This is a genomic window from Bacillus sp. ILBB4 (assembly GCF_035064545.1).
Classification (GTDB): domain Bacteria; phylum Bacillota; class Bacilli; order Bacillales; family Bacillaceae_H; genus Priestia.
Genome location: NZ_JAIQVD010000001.1, coordinates 231,581 through 250,693, shown reverse-complemented (window position 1 = coordinate 250,693; position 19,113 = coordinate 231,581). Strand labels below are relative to the sequence as shown.

The following is a 19,113-nucleotide window of genomic DNA, read 5'->3' as shown; positions in this document are numbered from 1 at the left end:
AGGAGGCGTTTTTTTATTTAGCGTGCTTGACTGCTGATGATCGATAAAAGCGGCCTTTAAAGATATACGTAGCTGTAATAAATAAATAGATAGCCAGTGTAATAGTCGTAATAACAACGGAGGTTGTGCAGATAACACCAATTAAAATAGCGCTTAGTGCAATTAGGGCAGCCCACGTCGTATAAGGAAACCATTTAACAGAGTAGCTGCTCGATGCTTCTGGCTGAACTTTGCGGGACTTTAAGTGTGCGATCGCAATAATCAACCAAATAAACAACACGGTATATCCTAAGGATCCCATCAAATAATCAAATGTTTTACTTCCTGCAAATAAGGAAATCAACACGCCCACATAAAGGGATGATGTACACATTAAGATCGCATAGACAGGAACTTTGTTAACAGAAAGTTTCGAAAATATCTTCGGCACTCGACCGTCTACTGCTTGCGTATATAAAATACGTGATGAACCGTAAAGTCCTGAGTTCATTGAAGAAATAACGGCTAACAAGATCACGGCATTCATAATATGATCTGCTCCGGGAATTCCAATCATGTTAAATACCATCACAAAAGGACTTTGAGAAACGCCGTTCACTTCATTCCAAGGGATCAAGCTCACGATGATAAAAAACGGGAACAGATAAAAAGCAATGATGCGCGTTAATGTGCTGCGCACGGCTTTTGGTACTACTTTTTCAGGGTTTTTTGTTTCAGCTAGCGTCACCCCGATGATTTCAGTTCCACCGTAAGAGTAGATGACAACTAGCATCGCTGTAATTAACCCAGTTGGTCCTTTAGGGAAGAAACCGCCGTGATCACTTAATTTCGAAAAACCCGCTGCGGTATGGTGACCAAATGATACAAATAGTAACAGAAGTCCAGCGATGATAAAGATCACAATGACCGTAATTTTAATTAAGGCTAACCAGTATTCCGTTTCAGCAAATGCTTTAACCGAAAGCAAGTTAATAACTGTGACAATAACGGATACGCCTAAAGCAAGCATCCAAATTGGATAATCAGGAAGCCAGTACTGAATAAAAATAGCTGCTACAACGGCTTCAGCTGCAATGTTTAACACCCACATTTTCCAGTAAATCCAGTCTAAAAAATAAGCGGGATAGCTTCCTAAAATCGACTGAACTAAATCACGAAACGTTCGTGCGTCACTGTTTCGAACCGCCATTTCAGCAAGACCTTGCATAATGAATAGTAAAATAATTCCGCCAATTAAATAAGCAATGATAACTGATGGTCCTGCCATATCAATAGCTGAGCTGCTTCCTTTAAATAAACCAGCGCCAATTGCTCCACCTAGCGCCATCATCATAATGTGACGTGAAGTCATTGTTCGCTGCAAACCTTGGTTGTCCTTCTTCATGACTTTTCCCTCCACTTTTTTATAAAATAAAAAAAGCTTATCGTCTCCTACCTCATTATCAAATGAGAGAAGAGACGATAAGCTTTAGCTGACCGCGGTACCACTCTTGTTGGCTCTTAAAGAACCCTGCTTAAAACCTGATAACGAAGGTTAGACGTTAAAACTTAGAGAATACTTCTGCATTCTTTCTGAATTACCACTCCTGGGCGAGTTCAAAGTATTATTGGACTACGTTGCACCAACCCGTAGCTCTCTTGACCGAATAATAAGCTTCTACTACTCCCAATCGCTGTGTTTTTGATTAAAATCTGAAAGTTCTTGATGAATAACCATTACTATACGTGCTTCTTTTTTCTTTGTCAACAGCTATTTCTTTAAAAATAAAATGATGGAACTTTGGTTTTTTTAGAACTCAGGACTGGTTATTTTGGTAAAAAAATCAGTCGTTTCACCTAATTTTCACCAACTCTGCTTACATTAAGAAATATGAAAAAGAGGTTGTTTTGACAAATACATAGGTGAGGAGAATGAATAGAGTGAAAAAGATGATGTATGTCCGGTTTGGACTGGATCTTTTAATGGCCGTTACGTTTGTTTTATTTTTTAACAAACAAGTATTGGGAGGGTTAACGTTTCATGAAATTGCGGGGCTAGCGATTGCCCTCGCGTTTTTTACCCACGTGCTGCTAAACTGGCAGTGGGTAAAGAGAGTTACGGTTAAATTATTTGACCGCAAGCTTCCGCGCAGAACAAAGTTCGGTTATTTTTTAAATATCATGCTGTTGATTACGATGTCATTTATTATGATCAGCGGTATTTTTATTTCAAGAGTAGTATTTCCGAATATTAATATTGGTAATGAACAGTGGTTTAAGGTTTCGCATATTTCAGGATCATTTTTAGTGTTAATTTTAGTAGCCGCTCACATAGGTCTTCATTGGCAATGGGTTATAAATGTATGTAAAAATATGGCGAAATTCCAAAAGTCAAAGAAAAGCTTGAACATAGCAGCTAAGCTCGCAACCGTTGCACTGTTAGTCGTTGGCATATACGAAATAAATGAGACGGGTTTTCTTGGAAAGCTTGGAGGAGTAACGAGAGTGCTGAATTTAAGTTCCTCAGATATGCCGCAAAAAGGCGGTGGGAAGCCGGATTTTGATCGCCATTCATTTAGCGAGAACAAATCTTCTGCGATGGCATCTGCTGGTCACGAACGTCCGAACTTTGATCACGATGGCGGAGGTTTGGAAAGAGGGATGAAAGGAAAAGAAGGCGGTTTTGAAAGTCCGAATCCTTTTGTTGTAATCGGTACTTATTTTGCTATTATGTCGGTTTTTATTATTGTTATTTATTATATTGGAAAAATATTAGCAGGAGTAAAAAGACGCAAAAAAATGGCGGGTCCGGCTGCGGGAATTTAAAATAAAAAAGCTTTCTATTTCACTGTTTTTTCATCGTACGGAAGTAAAATTATTTATGTAAAAGCGAATGCTTTGCAAAATTAATATGAGATAAACTTAGGTGGTGGAAATGGTGAAACAACACACACAGCCTGAAACGGAACATAAGAAAAATTGGTTTATTAATGCGCTATTGAATTTTGGTATTTACAAAAAAGGAAATCGGCATCTATACGAACTGACACTTCAAGAGTTAGAAGCTCAATATGTAAAAGTAAAAGCATTTATGTATAATCAAGAACCTCTTTCGCAATGATAAAAAGGCACTCAGTGTATGAGTGCTTTTTTATATGAGAAAGTCTTATTCTTTGACAGGCAAAACTGTACAGCTTAAAATAACAGTATATTTTAAAGTTACAGTTTTAAATGACACATATTAGTAGGAAAGAAAACAGTTTCTACCTATAATATGCCAATATTTTTGACCGTATCATTTTTGGAGGGAAATAAAATGACAAATAAAAAGTATGAGCCGCTTTTACAGCCATTTACTTTTTCAAATGGCATCAAATTAGATAACCGCGTTATTCTTGCACCTATGACAAATTTTTCATCAAATGAAGATGGAACAGTATCAAATGCAGAAGTAGACTATTATGTACGACGTTCAAACGGTGTTAGCATGGTCATTACAGCATGTACATACGGAACGCCGAACGGCAAAGGATTTCACGGAGAGTTTGCTGCAGACAGCGATGAAATGATTCCTAGCCTGCGCCGTTTAGCAACAGCAATTAAAGATCAAGGAGCAAAAGCAGTTCTTCAAATTTTCCACGGAGGCCGCATGTGTCCGCCTGAGCTTGTTCCAAATGGAGAGGTTGTTAGCGCAAGTGCTGTTGCTGCAGAACAAGAAGGAGCACCGGTGCCGCGAGAGTTAACAAATGAAGAAATCGAAGACATTATTCATGATTTTGGTGAGATGACGCGCCGTGCTATTGAAGCAGGATTTGACGGAGTTGAAATCCACGGAGCAAATAACTATTTAATTCAGCAGTTCTTTTCTCCGCATTCTAATCGCCGCGAAGATAAATGGGGTGGCAGCGTAGAAAAACGTTTAACATTCCCACTGGCAATCGTAGACGAAGTAAAGCAAGCCGTTTCTAAACATGCAAAAGAGCCATTTTTAGTAGGCTATCGCTTCTCTCCAGAAGAGCCTGAAACGCCTGGAATCACAATGGCTGATACGTTGAAGTTAGTTGATGCACTAGCAGAAAAAGACCTTGATTACCTTCACGTATCGCTAATGGAATTCTGGTCAAAACCTCGCCGAGGCGTGGAAGATACTCGTTCACGTATTGAGATTATTCAAGAGCGCGTAGGAAGCCGCGTGCCTGTGATGGGCGTAGGTTCTATTCATACAGCAGACGAAGCAGCAGCAGCTCTTGAAACGGGTATTCCACTGCTTGCGATTGGCCGTGAATTAATTATGGATCCAGACTGGGTTCAAAAAGTCAAAGAAGGCCGCGAAAATGAAATTGTGACAACATTAAGCAAAAAAGATCAGGAAAAGCTTGTCATTCCTGATCCACTGTGGCAAGCCGTTATCAACACGCCAGGCTGGTTCCCGGTTGAAGATTAAAAGAAAGACAGAAAAGCGCAAAGACGATGGGGCTGCCCCCGTGTCTTTGCGCTTTTTGCTTCTTCGTGGAATAGCGCTTTTGAACCATTAATTTACAAATGGGCTTCTTTATGTTTGAATAATAATAGTTTTCTGAAAATGAGGTGGAAAAATGAAAGCAGGCCCAATGGTAAAAATGATGGTTTCAATGAGTATTTTTGGTTCAATTGGCTTTTTCTCCACACAAACTGGACTGCCTTCTTTTGATTTAGTATTTGTTCGCTGTATTTGTGCAACGCTTTTTCTCGGAATGTGCTGGTTTGTAACGGGTGAATATAAAAGAGAAAAATGGAATGCCAAAGAAATAAAGCAGATTTTACTGTGCGGAATATTTCTTGTGTTTAACTGGGTATTTCTATTTAAAGCATTTGAAATGATGTCCGTTACGGTAGCTATTTCTGTTTATCATCTTGCGCCCGTCTTAGTATTGCTTCTGGGAAGCTTTATCTTTAAGGAGAAATTAACGGTTCTTGGCGTTATGTCTATTTTTATTTGTTTTGTGGGAACAATTCTGATTATTGGGGTGAAGGAACTTACGATTGATGGCTTCATGTCGTCAGGAATACTGTGGGCGCTTTTAGCCGCTTTGTTTTATGCATGCACGACGCTGCTTGGCAAAGGAATTATTCATACGAGTGCTTACGCTGTTACATTTCTTCAGACTTTTTTAGGAATTTTTTTATTATTGCCGTTTGTTCACTTTAATGATTTTCATCTCCTCACAACGGCCAATTGGACAGCGATTTTAGTAACAGGCTTTGTACATACTGGTTTAGTGTATTATTTGTTTTTCGACAGCCTGCGCTACTTAAAAACTCAGGTAATTTCAGTTCTGGTATTTTTAGATCCAGCCGTTGCTATTTTATTAGATACAGCATTCACGGGATTTCGCCCGACGTTTTTTCAGCTTGCAGGCATTGTTTTGATCTTTTTAGGAATGCTTTTTACTTTGAAGCCAAAACCTTCATCTCAAAAAAGTATTTCCAATAGCAAGATTAAAAAGATCACATAGAATTTCTATTTAATCTGCAGGTGCTCATTTATTAGAAAAAGGGGAGCTAGTCATGAAAGTCAGTAAGCAAAACGCAGAACACTATGTGTGGGGAGGAAAATGCGATGGGTGGCACCTAGTGAAAAATAAAGACGTAAGTATTATTCATGAGCGCATGCCCCCTCATACGAAAGAGGTAAGGCATTATCACACGAGAGCACAGCAATTTTTCTTTGTATTAAAAGGAACAGCTGCTCTAGAAGTAGACGGAATCATTTATGATGTAAAAGCACATGAAGGAGTAGAAGTACTTCCATTCATTCTTCATCAAATGATGAATCGTTCGAGCGAGGAGATTGAGTTTCTTGTTATTTCACAGCCTTTTGCACAAGGAGACCGCGTAGCTGTTTATAAAGAGAAAGACTAAGCATAGATAAGTCTATTTTTACTAGTCCTAACAGTAAGCGAAGAATACCGTCCAGTACAATAGTACCTTTTCATTAAGTAAGTGAAATATTATGCGTAATAAATATAAAAATACTTTTATTGCAGAGCAGAAATGTGGTAAATTAATATGTATGCAATATAGGGAGAACAAAATTTACAAATTAACAATTGTGTAATATTAACATCACGATAAAAAATAAGAGATTACAAGTTAATTTGTAAATTTTGTAGATGACTAAAAAAAGAGATGAAGATGATATTGTTTGACAAATTGAATCATTTTCAGGTAATCTTTTGCAGGACGTAACCGTTACGATTTGATGTAGGGGACTTTCCTGAGATTAGCTGAACATGAAATCTCTACTTTTTAGTGAAAGGAATTTGAAAATGAAAAAACTATTTTCAAAGCCGTTGTTTTACTTTTTTATAGCGGTTTTATTCATGTGGATCAAGTCTTACATGTCTTACAAAGTGGAGTTCAACTTAGATATAAGTGACTCAATGCAAAAAACGTTATTGTTTATTAATCCAATTAGTTCAACCCTGATCTTCTTAGGGTTAGCATTGTTTGCAAAAGGAAAAAGATCCATCGTTTGGACGCTTATTCTTAGTACAATCATGACGGTCATTTTGTACAGCAATATTTTATATTATCGATTCTTCAATGACTTTGTGACATTGCCTACTTTAACGCAAACAAGCAATGTGGGTCATATGGGAGGCAGTATCGCTGATTTAGTAAAAGCTCACGATATTTTTTACTTTGTAGATATCATTTTACTGATTGCGCTATTGTTTGTTAGAAAAATCGAATGGCCAAAAGCACGTCTTAAATTCCGCTATACGTTCATGGTACTAGCGGCAGGAGCTATCGCTTTTGCAATTAACTTGCACTATGCTGAAAAAGATCGCCCTGAATTATTAACAAGAACATTTGATCGCAACTACCTAGTGAAATATTTAGGAGCATACAACTACACGGTGTATGATGCAGTTCAAACGTTTAAAAACTCAAAGCAGCGAGCATTTGCAAGCAGTGATGACTTAACAACAGTGAAAAACTTCAGTACAAGTCACTATGCAGCTCCAAATATTGAGTATGCCGGTAAAGCAAAAGGGAAAAATATTATTAAAATTCATCTAGAATCATTTCAGTCATTCCTGATTAACTATAAGTTAAACGGGCAAGAAGTAACGCCGTTTTTAAATTCATTAGCAAATGGAAATGAATTTATGTATTTTGATAACTTCTTCCATCAAACAGGACAAGGTAAAACAGCTGATGCAGAGCTTATGATGGATACGTCATTATACGGCTTGCCTCAAGGATCAGCATTTAGCTTAAAAGGCCGCAACACGTACCAAGCAGCACCAGCGATCTTAGATCAAGAGGGCGGCTATACAAGTGCCGTTTTACACGGAGACTATAAAACGTTCTGGAACCGTAATGAAATTTATAAGCAGTTCGGTGTGGATAAATTCTTTGACGCAAGTTATTACAATATGACTGGTGATAACAAAGTAAACTATGGATTAAAAGATAAGCCATTCTTCAAAGAATCTATGCCAATGCTACAGTCATTGAAGCAGCCGTTCTATGCGCATATGATTACATTAACAAACCATTTCCCATTTGTCCTTGATAAAGGCGATGCTAGCATTGAGCCGGCAAACACAGGAGATGGAACGGTAGACCGTTATTTCCAAACGGCTCGTTATTTGGATGAATCATTGCAAGAATTCTTTACAGAGCTAAAAGCTTCAGGCTTATATGACAACTCAGTTATTATGATTTACGGCGACCACTACGGTATTTCTGAAAATCATAACAAAGCAATGGAAAAAGTTCTTGGCGAGAAAATTACGCCATATAAAAACGCTCAGCTTCAACGCGTACCGTTCTTCCTTCACGTACCAGGTGTAAAAGGTGGAGTGAACCACACGTACGGCGGTGAAATTGACGTAGTGCCTACGCTTCTTCACTTAGTGGGAATTGATAGTAAAGAGTATGTTCAATTCGGTACAGATTTATTATCAAAAGACCACGATCAGGTAGTAGCATTTAGAAACGGTGATTATGTTTCTCCGAAATACACGTCAATTGACGGCAAGTATTACGATACAAACACAGGAGAAAGAATCACAGCAACAGACGAAGCGAAAGCTTATAAAAAGAAAGTTGGAAGAGAGCTAGAACTTTCTGATAAAGTGTTATACGGTGATTTATTACGATTTAATAAATTAGATGACTTTAAAGCGGTCGATCCATCAAAATACATGTATGGAAAAGACCAAGAAACAGAAAAGTAATGTAAGCTTTCACACCATACAATCCAAACAAGCAAGTAGAGGAGCTTTTTAAAAGCTTAGCTACTTGCTTGTTTTATGAGAACTTCATTGAAAAAGAAAGCTGGTGACAGAAACGTGGAGCGAACAAGACGCAAAAGAAGAAGAAGAGTTCGATGGGGCAGAGTGTTCTTTGCTTTGTTGTTTCTTTTTATTATCGTTGGAGGCATATACAGCTATTTCCAATATAAGCAAGGGCTATCGATGGCAAGCGATGGTAAATTTGCGGATGACGGCACGACATTTGAACAGTTTCAAGGCAGTCTCCCAAATAACGGAGAAGTAAATATGCTGCTGTTAGGAAGTGACTCGCGCGGGGAAAAGCATTCTCGTACAGACTCTATTTTAATTGCTCACTACGATTCTAAAAGCAAACATCCGAAAATTGTTTCCCTTATGAGGGATATGTACGTGGATATTCCAGGACACGGCAAGCAAAAGCTGAATGCTGCTTACGCGTTCGGAGGTCCTGAGCTGCTGCGTCAAACGATCAAACAAAATTTTGATATCGATATTAACTATTATGCAGTTGTGGACTTCGAAGGGTTTTCAAAAATTGTAGATACGATTGCACCTGATGGCATTAAAGTAACCGTGCCTCACGATATGTCTTCGGGAATTGGTATGACGCTTCACAAAGGTACCCAAGTTTTACACGGTGAACAACTGCTTGGCTACGTACGTTTTCGCCATGATAACATGAGTGATTTTGGACGCGTTCAGCGCCAGCAAGAAGTCGTTTTAAAGCTTAAAGATGAAGCAGCAAGCCTAAACAGCGTGTTTAAAATACCGAAGCTTCTCGGCGTAATGGATCCTTACATCGATACAAATTTAGATACAAAAAGCATGATGCTCCTGGCTAAAGATGTGGTAACAGGAAACATGAAAGATGTTCAAAGCCTGCGACTGCCGTTAGACGGATCATTTGAAAACAAAACGTATAGCGGTGTTGGGATGGTGCTTGATATTGATTTAGATAAAAATAAAGAAGCGCTGCAAGAATTCTTAAATGACAAATAAAGAAAAGCCTCGAGACGCATGTCTCGAGGCTTTTTCCTTATACATAGACGATGATGCGTTTGAATGACGTAATTAAACTGGTCACTATACCAGAGCATACAACAATGAATAATGAATAAATAGCTGTATCGTTTTGAAGCAGTAAAATACCTGAAATAATAATAGATGCGTCAATCACTAAAATGATGATGCCGGGGTTTAAAGATAACCATTTCGCAAGTATCAGAGAAAATAAGTCGACCCCGCCTTGACTTGCGTGCTGCCGGAGCATGATGCCGGTTCCGATTCCGTTAAAAACACCTCCAAGGCAAGCGCTTAAGATAATGGGAAGGTGAAAAATCCCGTGAAGCGGAAACAGCAAATCAATCATAACGGCTGAGAGAACCATGCCATAGATAGCATTTAAAAAATAAGAGCGGTTAAAACCCAAGGCGAGAAGGTAAATCGGCAAGTTTAAGCAAAAAATCATCCCACCTACTTTATAGCCAAGTAAATAATTAATGATTAAGCTAATTCCCGTAATGCCTCCTGTTACAAGCTGAAGCGGAAGAATAAAAACGTTAATTCCGATACTAACAAACACACTGCCAATTCCAATTGCAATCCATTTTTTATACATGCTGTCTCATCCTTGTCTATGAATCTCTTTATATGTATATGAAGACAAGCAGAGTTTCAGCACAAAGACCGCTTTAGAAACCATAATGAACGGATTAAATATATGCAAAGGAAGCTGTTTTAAGATGCAAATGTGTTGCATAAACATGGTTCACCATAGACAATAAGAATTAACGAAGAAGGTAAATGGAGGAGAAAAAATTGATCGTTCGAAAAGCTAGAGAAGAAGAAACATCATCTATTGAAACAGTGACGCTTGCTGCTTATGAGCAATATGCAGCTGTAAAATCAGAAGCACACTGGAAAAGATATCGAAAGGGAATTTTACATACCCTGAGTGAAGAAAAGAAATTTGAGTGCATTGTAGCTGAAATCGATGGAGAAATGGCAGGAAGCGTTTTGTTTTATCCCCCAAATACGGATGTATATGGAGGATTGTTAAAACCATTTCCATGGGCTGAAATTCGTCTGCTGGCAGTTGCTCCGTCTCATCGCCGAAAAGGAGTCGCCAATGCGCTTCTTGAAGCGTGTGAAAAAAAATCTCGGGAGCTAGGGTGTTCTTATTTAGGTTTACATACAGATCATTCAATGGAACATGCCATTAAGCTGTACACTAAAAGAGGTTACGTTCGCTTTCCTGATAACGACTTTTATCCGGTAAAAGATTTGCACGTTATGGCATTTAGAAAATCAGTTTAATAAAAAAAGCCTTTGAAATCAATGATTTCAAAGGCTTTTTTGAGATTCTGAATTTAAAATGACAAAAGCGAGAAAAAGAATAGCAGAAGCTAGCCAAACTGCTTTTGTCCCTAGGGTGAAAGTAGAAATAGAACCTAACAATGCGCCGCTCAAAAAAGAGAGGATAATGGCGGTAAAACGAAGGCACTGATAAGCAGCGTTTTCATCGCGTTTGAATATAGCATAGTATGCTGCTTGAGAAGCAGTACGAAGGTTTCCGGTTGTCATGGTTGTATTATATGACCATTTTATCAAAGTTCTAAATGAAGAAACTTGAAGAGCAGCAACAAATGAAATTGTTACTGTAACCAACATATTAGGAACACTAGACGGTAAAAAACCAACGATAATGAGTACGACAATTTCTAAAAGCAATACGATACGAGAAGTATCAGGGAGTACAGATACAAATCGCGGTTGCTTAAATGTTTCGGTTACAGCAACGCCTAGGATAAAGGCTACAATAGGGGGAATATGAAGAAAAGCTTCTGTCCATTGACCTTGCGCTGCCTTTACACCTAATAAGACGATATTTCCACTTTGTGCATTTGCGAATACTCCGTTTCTGCTTATATACGTATAAGCATCAAGAAAACCTCCCACAATAGCTAACAAAATTCCAAGAATAACTGAATTTGCCGTTGCAGCTTTTTTGAATCGTTTCGTTAATTGTAAAAAGTAAGATGATTTGTTTGTGAGCATGTCTTCCTTCTGCCTCCTGAAAATCTAAGATGCATTATCTAGTATAAGCAAAAGAGAAGCTTTTCTTCAATTACTGCGGTTTCATATAAAAAAGATAGGGTAGGTCCCTATCTTTTTTGTAATTTATATAACGTGACGATTCCAGTGGCGGTGAGCTGAAATAGCTTCAATAAATTCATCTGTAAAGCGTGTAGTTTCTCCAGTTACGACGCCGGGACTACTATCTAATCCAGCAGCTTGCAGCCACTTAACACCTTCATCCGTCGCGCCAATTGGTTTAAAATGCTTGAATGCTTCTTGAGCAAACGTCAGTGCTTCTTTACGAAACTTCTCATCAGCTGACGAACTTCCGACAACATAAACCGCATCGAATAAGACAGAGTCACTTGTTAAGAAGGTGTGCTGTACTTCAAGCTCTGACCCGTCTGTTCCTTTTACGTTTTGGAGGGTTGTGCTTACAATTTCAGGCTGAATGCCCTGTTGTTTTAAACTGTTTAACACTTGTGATAGGTCACTGCTAAAGTCATTAGCTACAATGACAGCTACTTTACGCGTATTCGGCTTTTTAATCGTTTGCTCCTGACTAAGAGCCGGAGATGACTTGGTCACTGGCGCGTCTTCTCCAGATGGAGGCGTTGCACCAATCGCTTGTGCTACTTGTTTAGCTAGCACTGTACTGACGTTGGCAAACATATCAACGACCTGCTGTTGAACAGACTTGCTTTTTACTTTTCCAAGTTCAAAGCTAAAAGCACTGATAATATGCTCTTTTTCAGGGGCGCTCATGCTATTCCAAAATAGCGTTGCCTGTGAAAAGTGGTCTTTAAAACTTTCGCTGCGGCTTCGAACTTTTCTTCCTTCCACTTTTTCTTGATAGTGAGCATAACCGCCTTCTGATTCAGGTACAGGAGCCGGCGTGTTGGCTGCAAGAGAGTTTCTGTGATAGCTGACAGGTCCTTTGTTAATCGTTTGACGTCCGTAACCGTCTCGTTGGTTGTTATGAAACGGGCATACTGGACGGTTGATTGGAAGTTCGTGAAAATTCGGACCGCCAAGACGAATAAGCTGGGTATCTGTGTATGAAAACAATCTTCCTTGTAAGAGAGGATCGTTAGAAAAATCAATTCCCGGTACCACATGCCCCGGATGGAATGCGACTTGTTCCGTTTCGGCAAATACGTTGTCCACATTTCGATTTAAGGTCATTTTTCCAACTAGTTTGACGGGAATGTCTTCTTCAGGCCAAAGCTTAGTTGGATCGAGAATGTCAAAGTCGAATTTAAATTCATCTTCCTCATCTATGATTTGAATGCCTAGCTCATATTCAGGATAGTCTCCGTTTTCAATCGATTCCCATAAATCGCGACGATGAAAATCCGGGTCTTTCCCAGAAATGGTTTGAGCCTCGTCCCAAACGAGGGAATGCGTTCCGAGCACAGGCTTCCAGTGGAATTTGACAAAATGAGCTTTTCCTTCTGCATTAACTAAGCGAAAAGTATGTACGCCGAAGCCCTCCATCATACGCAAACTGCGTGGAATTGCACGGTCTGACATTGACCACATGACCATGTGAGCAGACTCTTGGTTATTGGCGACAAAATCCCAAAACGTATCATGTGCTGAAGCCGCCTGCGGCATTTCGTTGTGTGGCTCAGGCTTAACAGCGTGAATTAAATCCGGAAATTTAATCGCATCTTGGATAAAGAACACGGGAATGTTATTTCCAACTAAGTCATAGTTTCCTTCTTCTGTATAGAATTTTGTTGCAAAACCACGGGCGTCGCGCACCGTTTCAGCTGAACCTTTAGAACCTGCTACAGTAGAAAAACGGACAAATACAGGTGTTTTTACAGACGGATTCTGTAAAAATTTAGCTTTTGTATATTCACTGAGAGAGTCATACAGTTCAAATTCTCCGTGAGCAGCGAAGCCTCGTGCATGAACGATGCGTTCAGGAATGCGTTCGTGGTCAAAATGCGTCATTTTTTCACGGAAATGAAAGTCTTCCATAAGGGTTGGACCACGTTCACCCGCTTTTAAAGAAAATTCATCTTCGGAAAGCTTTAACCCTTGATTGGTTGTGAGCGCTTGGTTTCGATCATCTGTTTTAAACTGCTCGAGCTGTTCTTGCTTGCTTTTTTCATTTACAGGGTGCTTTTTTGTCATACCTGTCTTCCTCCTTAATCTTCAGTTAATAATCATTACAAAATGTGTACCCTATCAAAAGTTGAAGCAAACAGAAATTTTGGAATTTTTTCGTAGGAAATCCGTTATTTTCTTGTTATGATTATGAATAAGTATTCATAAATACAAAAATAAAAGGAGAGGGATACATAGATGAAAACACGGGTAACAGATTTATTAGGGATTCAATATCCAATTGTACAAGGAGGTCTTGCGTATTTAGCGTACGCAGAACTTGCCGCTGCTGTCTCAAATGCAGGCGGGCTTGGACAAATCACAGCTATGACGCTCCGAACACCTGAGAAACTACGAGCTGAAATTAAGAAAGTACGTTCTTTAACTGAGCGTCCTTTTGGCGTTAATTTTGCTGTGGGAGGTCAAACAGAAGGTTCTTATAAAGAACTTCTCGACGTAGCAGTAGAAGAAGGCGTGCCGGTTGTTTCCATAACAGGAGCAAATCCCGCACCTATTTTTGAGAGATTAAAAGGAACGGGAATTAAAACGCTCATACTGGTAGCCAACGTGCGTCAAGCTCAAAAAGCCGAGAAGCTAGGAGCAGATGCTGTCATGGCAGTGGGGCAAGAAGCAGGAGGACATATCGGACGTGAGGATCTGGGCACAATGGTATTAATTCCTCGAGTAGCTGCGGCTGTGTCAATTCCGGTTTTGGCAAGCGGAGGGATTGGAAACGGACAAGGATTATTGGCAGCGTTATCATTAGGCGCTGAAGGGATAGAAATGGGAACACGTTTTATCGCGACAAAAGAATGTGTAGATGCCCATGATGCGTATAAACAAGCTATTGTAGAAGCGAAAGAAACCGATACTGTGGTCATTAAACGTTCGTTCGGGGCACCTGGACGCGTATTGAAGTCCCACTACACTCTTGACATTATCGAGCGTGAGCAGCAAGGAGAGAGATACGAAGAGTTAAAAGACGTCATTAGCGGAGGGGCAAACTGCCGGTATATTTATGAAAATAAAATCGATGAAGGCTATGGATGGGCAGGCCAAGTCGTTGGACTGATTGATAATATTCCAACGGTGCAAGAGCTTTTTGCCAGTATGATAGAAGAAGTAGAAGCTGGTTCTAAACGACTGCTGAGTATATTGGAAAAGAAGTAGAGATACAAGCCGTCATACCGCAGCAATTATTCGCATATTTATAATCTATATCTCTAAATGAGGTGAGAGAATGAAAAGGATGCGAGCATTTGCTATTATGACGTTTTTAGTAGTAGGTTCAGGGTATGCAGTTTTTACTAAAAAAGAAGAAGTTTTCAAGACTCAGCAAGCACAAGTGTACGAAGAAGCAAAGCCTGTTATTAAACAAATGGACAAACTGGATATTTGGCATAAAATCAGCAGCGGTTTAACTGAAGCGGGCTATGAATCAAGGGGCGTGAATTCTTCCCTTTACTCAAAAGACAGAGTAGAGCTGGATGTGTATATGGAGCCTTCCGTTTCAGCTGATGCCAAAACGCAAGAAACGATTAAACAAATGGTATATAAAATACTCGAAGAAAATAAGTTTCAGCAAAAGGCCTTTCATGTAACAATTAAATTCCTGCCCGAAAAACAAGCAAAATAGACTTGTCTCGGCCAGGAAATTTTTTTGTTAAAATGCTTTTTCATTGGCTGCTGGAATACTCTCTGGGAGAGAAATCTCAGCATTTTTGGGCTGATACGCAATTTTTCCGTCCAGCACATCATTTGCTTTTTGTAGATCTAATAAATTTTCCCATCGTGCGATAATAAAAGCAGCTACCGCATAACCAATAATATTAACTGTAGTCCGGTAATTACCCATAAAGCGATCAGGAGCGAGCATCAGAGCAACGGCTGCTACCGGAATGGATCCGGTTGCTGCTGCGGTAGCAGAGAGAGCAACAAAAGCTGATCCTGGAATACCAGCCATTCCTTTAGACGTAAGAAGAAGAACACCAAGCATTAAAAGCTGATCAGTGAGGCTCAAATCCACGCCCGTTGCTTGTGCTAAAAAGACGAGGGCAAGAGACAAGTAAATAGAAGCACCGTCTAGATTAAACGAATAGCCCGTAGGTACAACAAGGCCGACGACTGCTTTGTTGCATCCTGCTTGTTCGAATTTATCCATGAGCTGCGGCATAACGGCTTCAGTGGAACCCGTAGCAAATGCCAGCATAATTTCTTCTCGTATATATAGAATGACTTTCCACAAACTTAATTTTAAATAGATTCGTAAAATAACAGCTAAAACAAGAACAAATGCTAGACAAGCAATTGTCATAGCGATAAACAGCTTTCCGAATGCAGCAAGTGTTCCAAGACCGTACTGACTAACTGCAAATGCCATGGCACTAAACGTGGCAAGAGCCGTTAGTTTCATAATGTATCCCATAATTTTAAACAATACATCATTTACTTTCTCCAATACATTTAAAAGTGTCTCTGCTGTTTTTCCACTTATATGGACAAGCGCGATGCCAAACAAACAAGAAATTAAAAGCACTTGAAGCATGGAGTTGCTTGAAAAAGCACCAACTGCACTGTCTGGAATCATATTAAGAAAAAAATCACCTTCACTCGGAAGTTCGGAGCCGTTAGTTTTCGCGTCCACTTCGCTTGTGCTTAAGCTTGAAGGATCAACATTCATACCGGTGCCGGGATTCATTACGTTTGCTACTAAGAGACCGATTAATAGGGCGAATGTTGTGACAATTTCGAAATAAAGAATGGTTTTTCCGCCGATACGCCCAACTGTTTTAATGTTTCCAACCTTGGCAATTCCAACAACGACTACTCCAAAAATAAGAGGAGCAATCAGCATTTTGATAAGCTTAATAAAACCGTCTCCAATCGGTTTCACAGCATTCCCGAAGCTTGGCCACAGATATCCTACGGCTATGCCAAGTACAATCGCCATCATAATTTGAAAGAAAAGACCTTTATAAAAAGGTTTTTGCTTACTTTTTGCCGCTGTTTGTGTCATGTGTTCTCCCTTCGTCGTACAATTTTTTAGATAGCACAATAGATGTTATGTTTTTTAACATTTTAACGTAAGGTTGTTTGAGGTGTCATTGGTCTCTTTGACTAAAATTCAATAAAAATATTAGTTGAAGTGTATAAGAAGGGAAGGGAGTAGTTTAAAACATTATTATTTTTAATATAGATCTTTAAAAAAACTAATAAAAAGCACATGCAAAGGCATGTGCTTTTATTTGTTAAATTAATTTAATTCCGCTAATTAGAATGATGGTTGCCATAATGGCTTGAAGCGGTCTTGAAGGCACTTTCGTTGATAAACGGCTTCCGATTAACACACCTGGAATAGATCCAGTTAATAGGTTAGCAGTCAACATGTAATCCACGCTTCCGAAGCTTGCATTTAAAATACCAGCCACCGTAACGAGAAGAAACGCATGTGCAATATCAGTTCCAACTAGCTCAGATGTTTTTAGCTTAAATAAGTACAGCATCGCAATCGCAAATAATGAGCCCGAACCAATCGATGTTAGTCCGACAATGAATCCAAAGACTACACCAATTCCGATTGTTAATCCTTTTTTCTGATTTAAGTCCATTTCTTGAAAACGATTTGGGCGAATGAATTTATCAAAAAAGACGCGAAAGATAATTGAAATGGCAACCAGTGTCATGACATATCCAAGAGCGTGCTTAATAATCGTTTCTTGATGCTCGTGAAAAGATGGAAATGCATGAAGTGTGACAATGGCAAAAACAGCGCTCGGAATACTTCCGAAGGCTAAATATTTTGCTAATTTAAAGTTAATGGTTCGCTGTTTATAGTGCTGAGCGACTCCGAATAATTTTGTGATAGAATTGTAGACAAGATCTGTTCCTACGGCAATGGAAGGGTTAATGCCGAGTACAATCAGTAAAGGTGTTAATAAAGCGGCGCCTCCAACTCCCGTTAAGCCTACTAGGGTTCCGACGAATAATCCCATTAAGGTAATTGATAGTTCCATGTTTCTTCCTCCTACTCTCAAAACCAAGTACATTGATCTGATTATAGAGCATTGTAGCTCATATGTAAATAAAATTCTGAATATTTTTAGTGGAGTTGAAAAGGTTTTCTTTGCCTTCACTATTTTGGGGAACGGACGATACAGTCATAGGAAGTTATAAAAAAGTAAATAGAATACGTTTATTTGTCTATGATTACGCTCTAATTTGTGTTACAAATGTAAATGCAATAAAAGAGTTTATTTTTATCTCATTTGAAAGACCGGTGAATACATGAGTTTTGTCACGAAAGATTTGTTAATTAATTTTTTATTTATTTTATTGGCGCTGTTTTTAGTGCAGATGTTTTATTTAATCAAGTATGCTAAAAAAATTCATTGGTGGAAAGATCGTTATATCGCGGTATTTCCGATTTTAGCTATTATCTTTTGCCTTTTGTTTCCGGTTAACGGAGCTTATGTCCCCGATGATTATCGAATGGATTTACGAAGAATTCCTTATATTTTAGGAACGCTATATGGAGGCTGGCCGCTAGGAAGCTTGCTTTTTGTCTTTATTTTACTGCTGCGCTTGCTAATTGGCGGGTACGATGTAGGGTTTTTATCAACACTAATTGCTCTTCCGATTTTATCCATTCCTTTATTTTTCATAACAAAATACTTTTTACATTTCTCATTAAAAAATAGAATTATCGTGAGCACCTGTCTTAGTGTAATCGGTTCTTTATTAGCTATGCTTGTATCTATTTTTGTCTTGCACGTAACAAGCATTCCTATTAGCGTGTGGGTTCAATTCGCGATTTTAGATGTAGCAGGCATGTTTGTCATTACCATACTGTGGGAAGCGATACGGGCAAATTTACTAGTGCTGCAGCGCCTGATGAAAGCAGAGAAACTAGAAATTGTCAGTCATTTAGCTGCCAGCATCTCTCATGAGGTGCGAAATCCTCTAACGGCAAGCAGAGGATTTATGCAAATGCTGCAAGAAGATGAAAAAGAACCTGCTAAAAAACGCTACATTTCCATTGCGATTAATGAACTAGATCGTGCAAAAGAAATCATTGATGATTACTTGCTGTTTGCCAATTCTGCTCCGGAACGAAATGAAAAAATGAATATTTCAGAAGAGATTCATCATGTCACCCATATTATGACGCCTCTTGCCAATATGAATGGAGTCGCTATTGATTTTACATTTGATGAAGAAGTGAAGTTCTTCGTAATGGGAGAAAGAAGAAAGCTTCAGCAGTGCCTAATCAATTTATTTAAAAATAGTATTGAAGCCATGCAAAATGGAGGCACGTTAACCGTTAAAGTAACAAAAGAAGGCGGAGCTGTTATTGTGGATATTATCGATACAGGCTGCGGCATGACGCAAGAACAAATCAACCGGCTAGGCGAACCGTATTTTACAACAAAAGAAAAAGGTACGGGGCTTGGAACGATGGTATCTTTCAGCATTATTCATTATATGAAGGGAAAAGTGAGTGTGTCTAGCGTAAAAGGAAAAGAAACGTGTTTTTCACTTGAATTTCCACTTTGTGAATAAAGAGCAGCCTTAGGGCTGCTTTTTTTATACGCAAAAGTTTTAGAGATAGATAAAAGTAAACTGATTATTAAAAAAGTATTGAATTTAATGA

Annotated in this window: 17 protein-coding genes and 1 other annotated feature; of the genes, 11 read left to right on the top strand and 6 right to left on the bottom strand. The window is 39.0% G+C overall.

Annotation, left to right across the window (positions count from 1 at the left end):
• Window positions 1-13 precede the first annotated feature (13 nt).
• Window positions 14-1,384: an amino acid permease gene (locus tag LAV82_RS01445; protein ID WP_499715511.1), complete on the bottom strand. Its 1,371-nt coding sequence runs from the start codon at window positions 1,382-1,384 to the stop codon at window positions 14-16.
• A gap of 67 nt (window positions 1,385-1,451) precedes the next feature.
• Window positions 1,452-1,683: a binding site (T-box leader), on the bottom strand.
• 237 nt (window positions 1,684-1,920) lie between these two features.
• Here LAV82_RS01445 and LAV82_RS01440 point away from each other — a divergent pair.
• The 7 genes from LAV82_RS01440 to LAV82_RS01410 all read left to right on the top strand — a co-directional run bounded on the left by LAV82_RS01440 (window position 1,921) and on the right by LAV82_RS01410 (window position 9,266).
• Window positions 1,921-2,805 (top strand): DUF4405 domain-containing protein, encoded by an 885-nt coding sequence (locus tag LAV82_RS01440; RefSeq protein WP_499715510.1) that lies wholly within the window; start codon window positions 1,921-1,923, stop codon window positions 2,803-2,805.
• A gap of 109 nt (window positions 2,806-2,914) precedes the next feature.
• A complete protein-coding gene (locus tag LAV82_RS01435) occupies window positions 2,915-3,100 on the top strand; it encodes a Fur-regulated basic protein FbpA (RefSeq protein WP_013058636.1) in 186 nt (61 codons plus the stop codon).
• Between the two features lie 195 nt (window positions 3,101-3,295).
• Complete coding sequence (locus tag LAV82_RS01430) at window positions 3,296-4,423, top strand: NADH-dependent flavin oxidoreductase (RefSeq protein ID WP_211077473.1); 1,128 nt, start codon at window positions 3,296-3,298, stop codon at window positions 4,421-4,423.
• Window positions 4,424-4,574: 151 nt separating this feature from the next.
• On the top strand, window positions 4,575-5,474 hold the full coding sequence (locus LAV82_RS01425) for a DMT family transporter (protein ID WP_499715509.1): 900 nt from the start codon (window positions 4,575-4,577) through the stop codon (window positions 5,472-5,474).
• Window positions 5,475-5,526: 52 nt separating this feature from the next.
• A complete protein-coding gene (locus LAV82_RS01420; protein WP_211077475.1) occupies window positions 5,527-5,880 on the top strand; it encodes a cupin domain-containing protein in 354 nt (117 codons plus the stop codon).
• Window positions 5,881-6,287: 407 nt separating this feature from the next.
• On the top strand, window positions 6,288-8,210 hold the full coding sequence (gene ltaS / locus LAV82_RS01415; protein WP_013058632.1) for a lipoteichoic acid synthase: 1,923 nt from the start codon (window positions 6,288-6,290) through the stop codon (window positions 8,208-8,210).
• Between the two features lie 87 nt (window positions 8,211-8,297).
• On the top strand, window positions 8,298-9,266 hold the full coding sequence (locus LAV82_RS01410; protein WP_499715508.1) for an LCP family protein: 969 nt from the start codon (window positions 8,298-8,300) through the stop codon (window positions 9,264-9,266).
• A gap of 37 nt (window positions 9,267-9,303) precedes the next feature.
• Here the strand turns inward: LAV82_RS01410 and LAV82_RS01405 are convergent, their stop codons facing one another.
• The gene (locus LAV82_RS01405; RefSeq protein WP_499715507.1) at window positions 9,304-9,885 is read right to left on the bottom strand and encodes a YitT family protein; all 582 of its coding nucleotides are present in this window, start codon (window positions 9,883-9,885) and stop codon (window positions 9,304-9,306) included.
• A gap of 200 nt (window positions 9,886-10,085) precedes the next feature.
• Between LAV82_RS01405 and LAV82_RS01400 the strand changes: the two genes are divergently transcribed.
• Complete coding sequence (locus LAV82_RS01400; protein ID WP_013058629.1) at window positions 10,086-10,583, top strand: GNAT family N-acetyltransferase; 498 nt, start codon at window positions 10,086-10,088, stop codon at window positions 10,581-10,583.
• A 27-nt stretch (window positions 10,584-10,610) separates the two neighbouring features.
• Here the strand turns inward: LAV82_RS01400 and LAV82_RS01395 are convergent, their stop codons facing one another.
• On the bottom strand, window positions 10,611-11,324 hold the full coding sequence (locus LAV82_RS01395; RefSeq protein WP_013058628.1) for a YoaK family protein: 714 nt from the start codon (window positions 11,322-11,324) through the stop codon (window positions 10,611-10,613).
• A 123-nt stretch (window positions 11,325-11,447) separates the two neighbouring features.
• Window positions 11,448-13,490 carry a catalase gene (locus tag LAV82_RS01390; protein ID WP_499715506.1) on the bottom strand — a complete coding sequence of 681 codons (2,043 nt, stop codon included), beginning with the start codon at window positions 13,488-13,490 and terminating at the stop codon, window positions 11,448-11,450.
• Window positions 13,491-13,661: 171 nt separating this feature from the next.
• Between LAV82_RS01390 and LAV82_RS01385 the strand changes: the two genes are divergently transcribed.
• A complete protein-coding gene (locus LAV82_RS01385) occupies window positions 13,662-14,633 on the top strand; it encodes an NAD(P)H-dependent flavin oxidoreductase (protein ID WP_499715505.1) in 972 nt (323 codons plus the stop codon).
• A 70-nt stretch (window positions 14,634-14,703) separates the two neighbouring features.
• The gene (locus LAV82_RS01380) at window positions 14,704-15,099 is read left to right on the top strand and encodes a hypothetical protein (RefSeq protein WP_013058625.1); all 396 of its coding nucleotides are present in this window, start codon (window positions 14,704-14,706) and stop codon (window positions 15,097-15,099) included.
• 27 nt (window positions 15,100-15,126) lie between these two features.
• Here the strand turns inward: LAV82_RS01380 and LAV82_RS01375 are convergent, their stop codons facing one another.
• Both LAV82_RS01375 and LAV82_RS01370 read right to left on the bottom strand, forming a co-directional pair.
• Window positions 15,127-16,479 carry a cation:dicarboxylate symporter family transporter gene (locus tag LAV82_RS01375; protein ID WP_029323833.1) on the bottom strand — a complete coding sequence of 451 codons (1,353 nt, stop codon included), beginning with the start codon at window positions 16,477-16,479 and terminating at the stop codon, window positions 15,127-15,129.
• Window positions 16,480-16,711: 232 nt separating this feature from the next.
• On the bottom strand, window positions 16,712-17,476 hold the full coding sequence (locus LAV82_RS01370) for a sulfite exporter TauE/SafE family protein (RefSeq protein WP_098786976.1): 765 nt from the start codon (window positions 17,474-17,476) through the stop codon (window positions 16,712-16,714).
• A gap of 271 nt (window positions 17,477-17,747) precedes the next feature.
• On the opposite strand from LAV82_RS01370, the gene LAV82_RS01365 reads away from it, so the two are divergent.
• Window positions 17,748-19,022: an ATP-binding protein gene (locus LAV82_RS01365; protein WP_013058622.1), complete on the top strand. Its 1,275-nt coding sequence runs from the start codon at window positions 17,748-17,750 to the stop codon at window positions 19,020-19,022.
• Window positions 19,023-19,113: the final 91 nt, after the last annotated feature.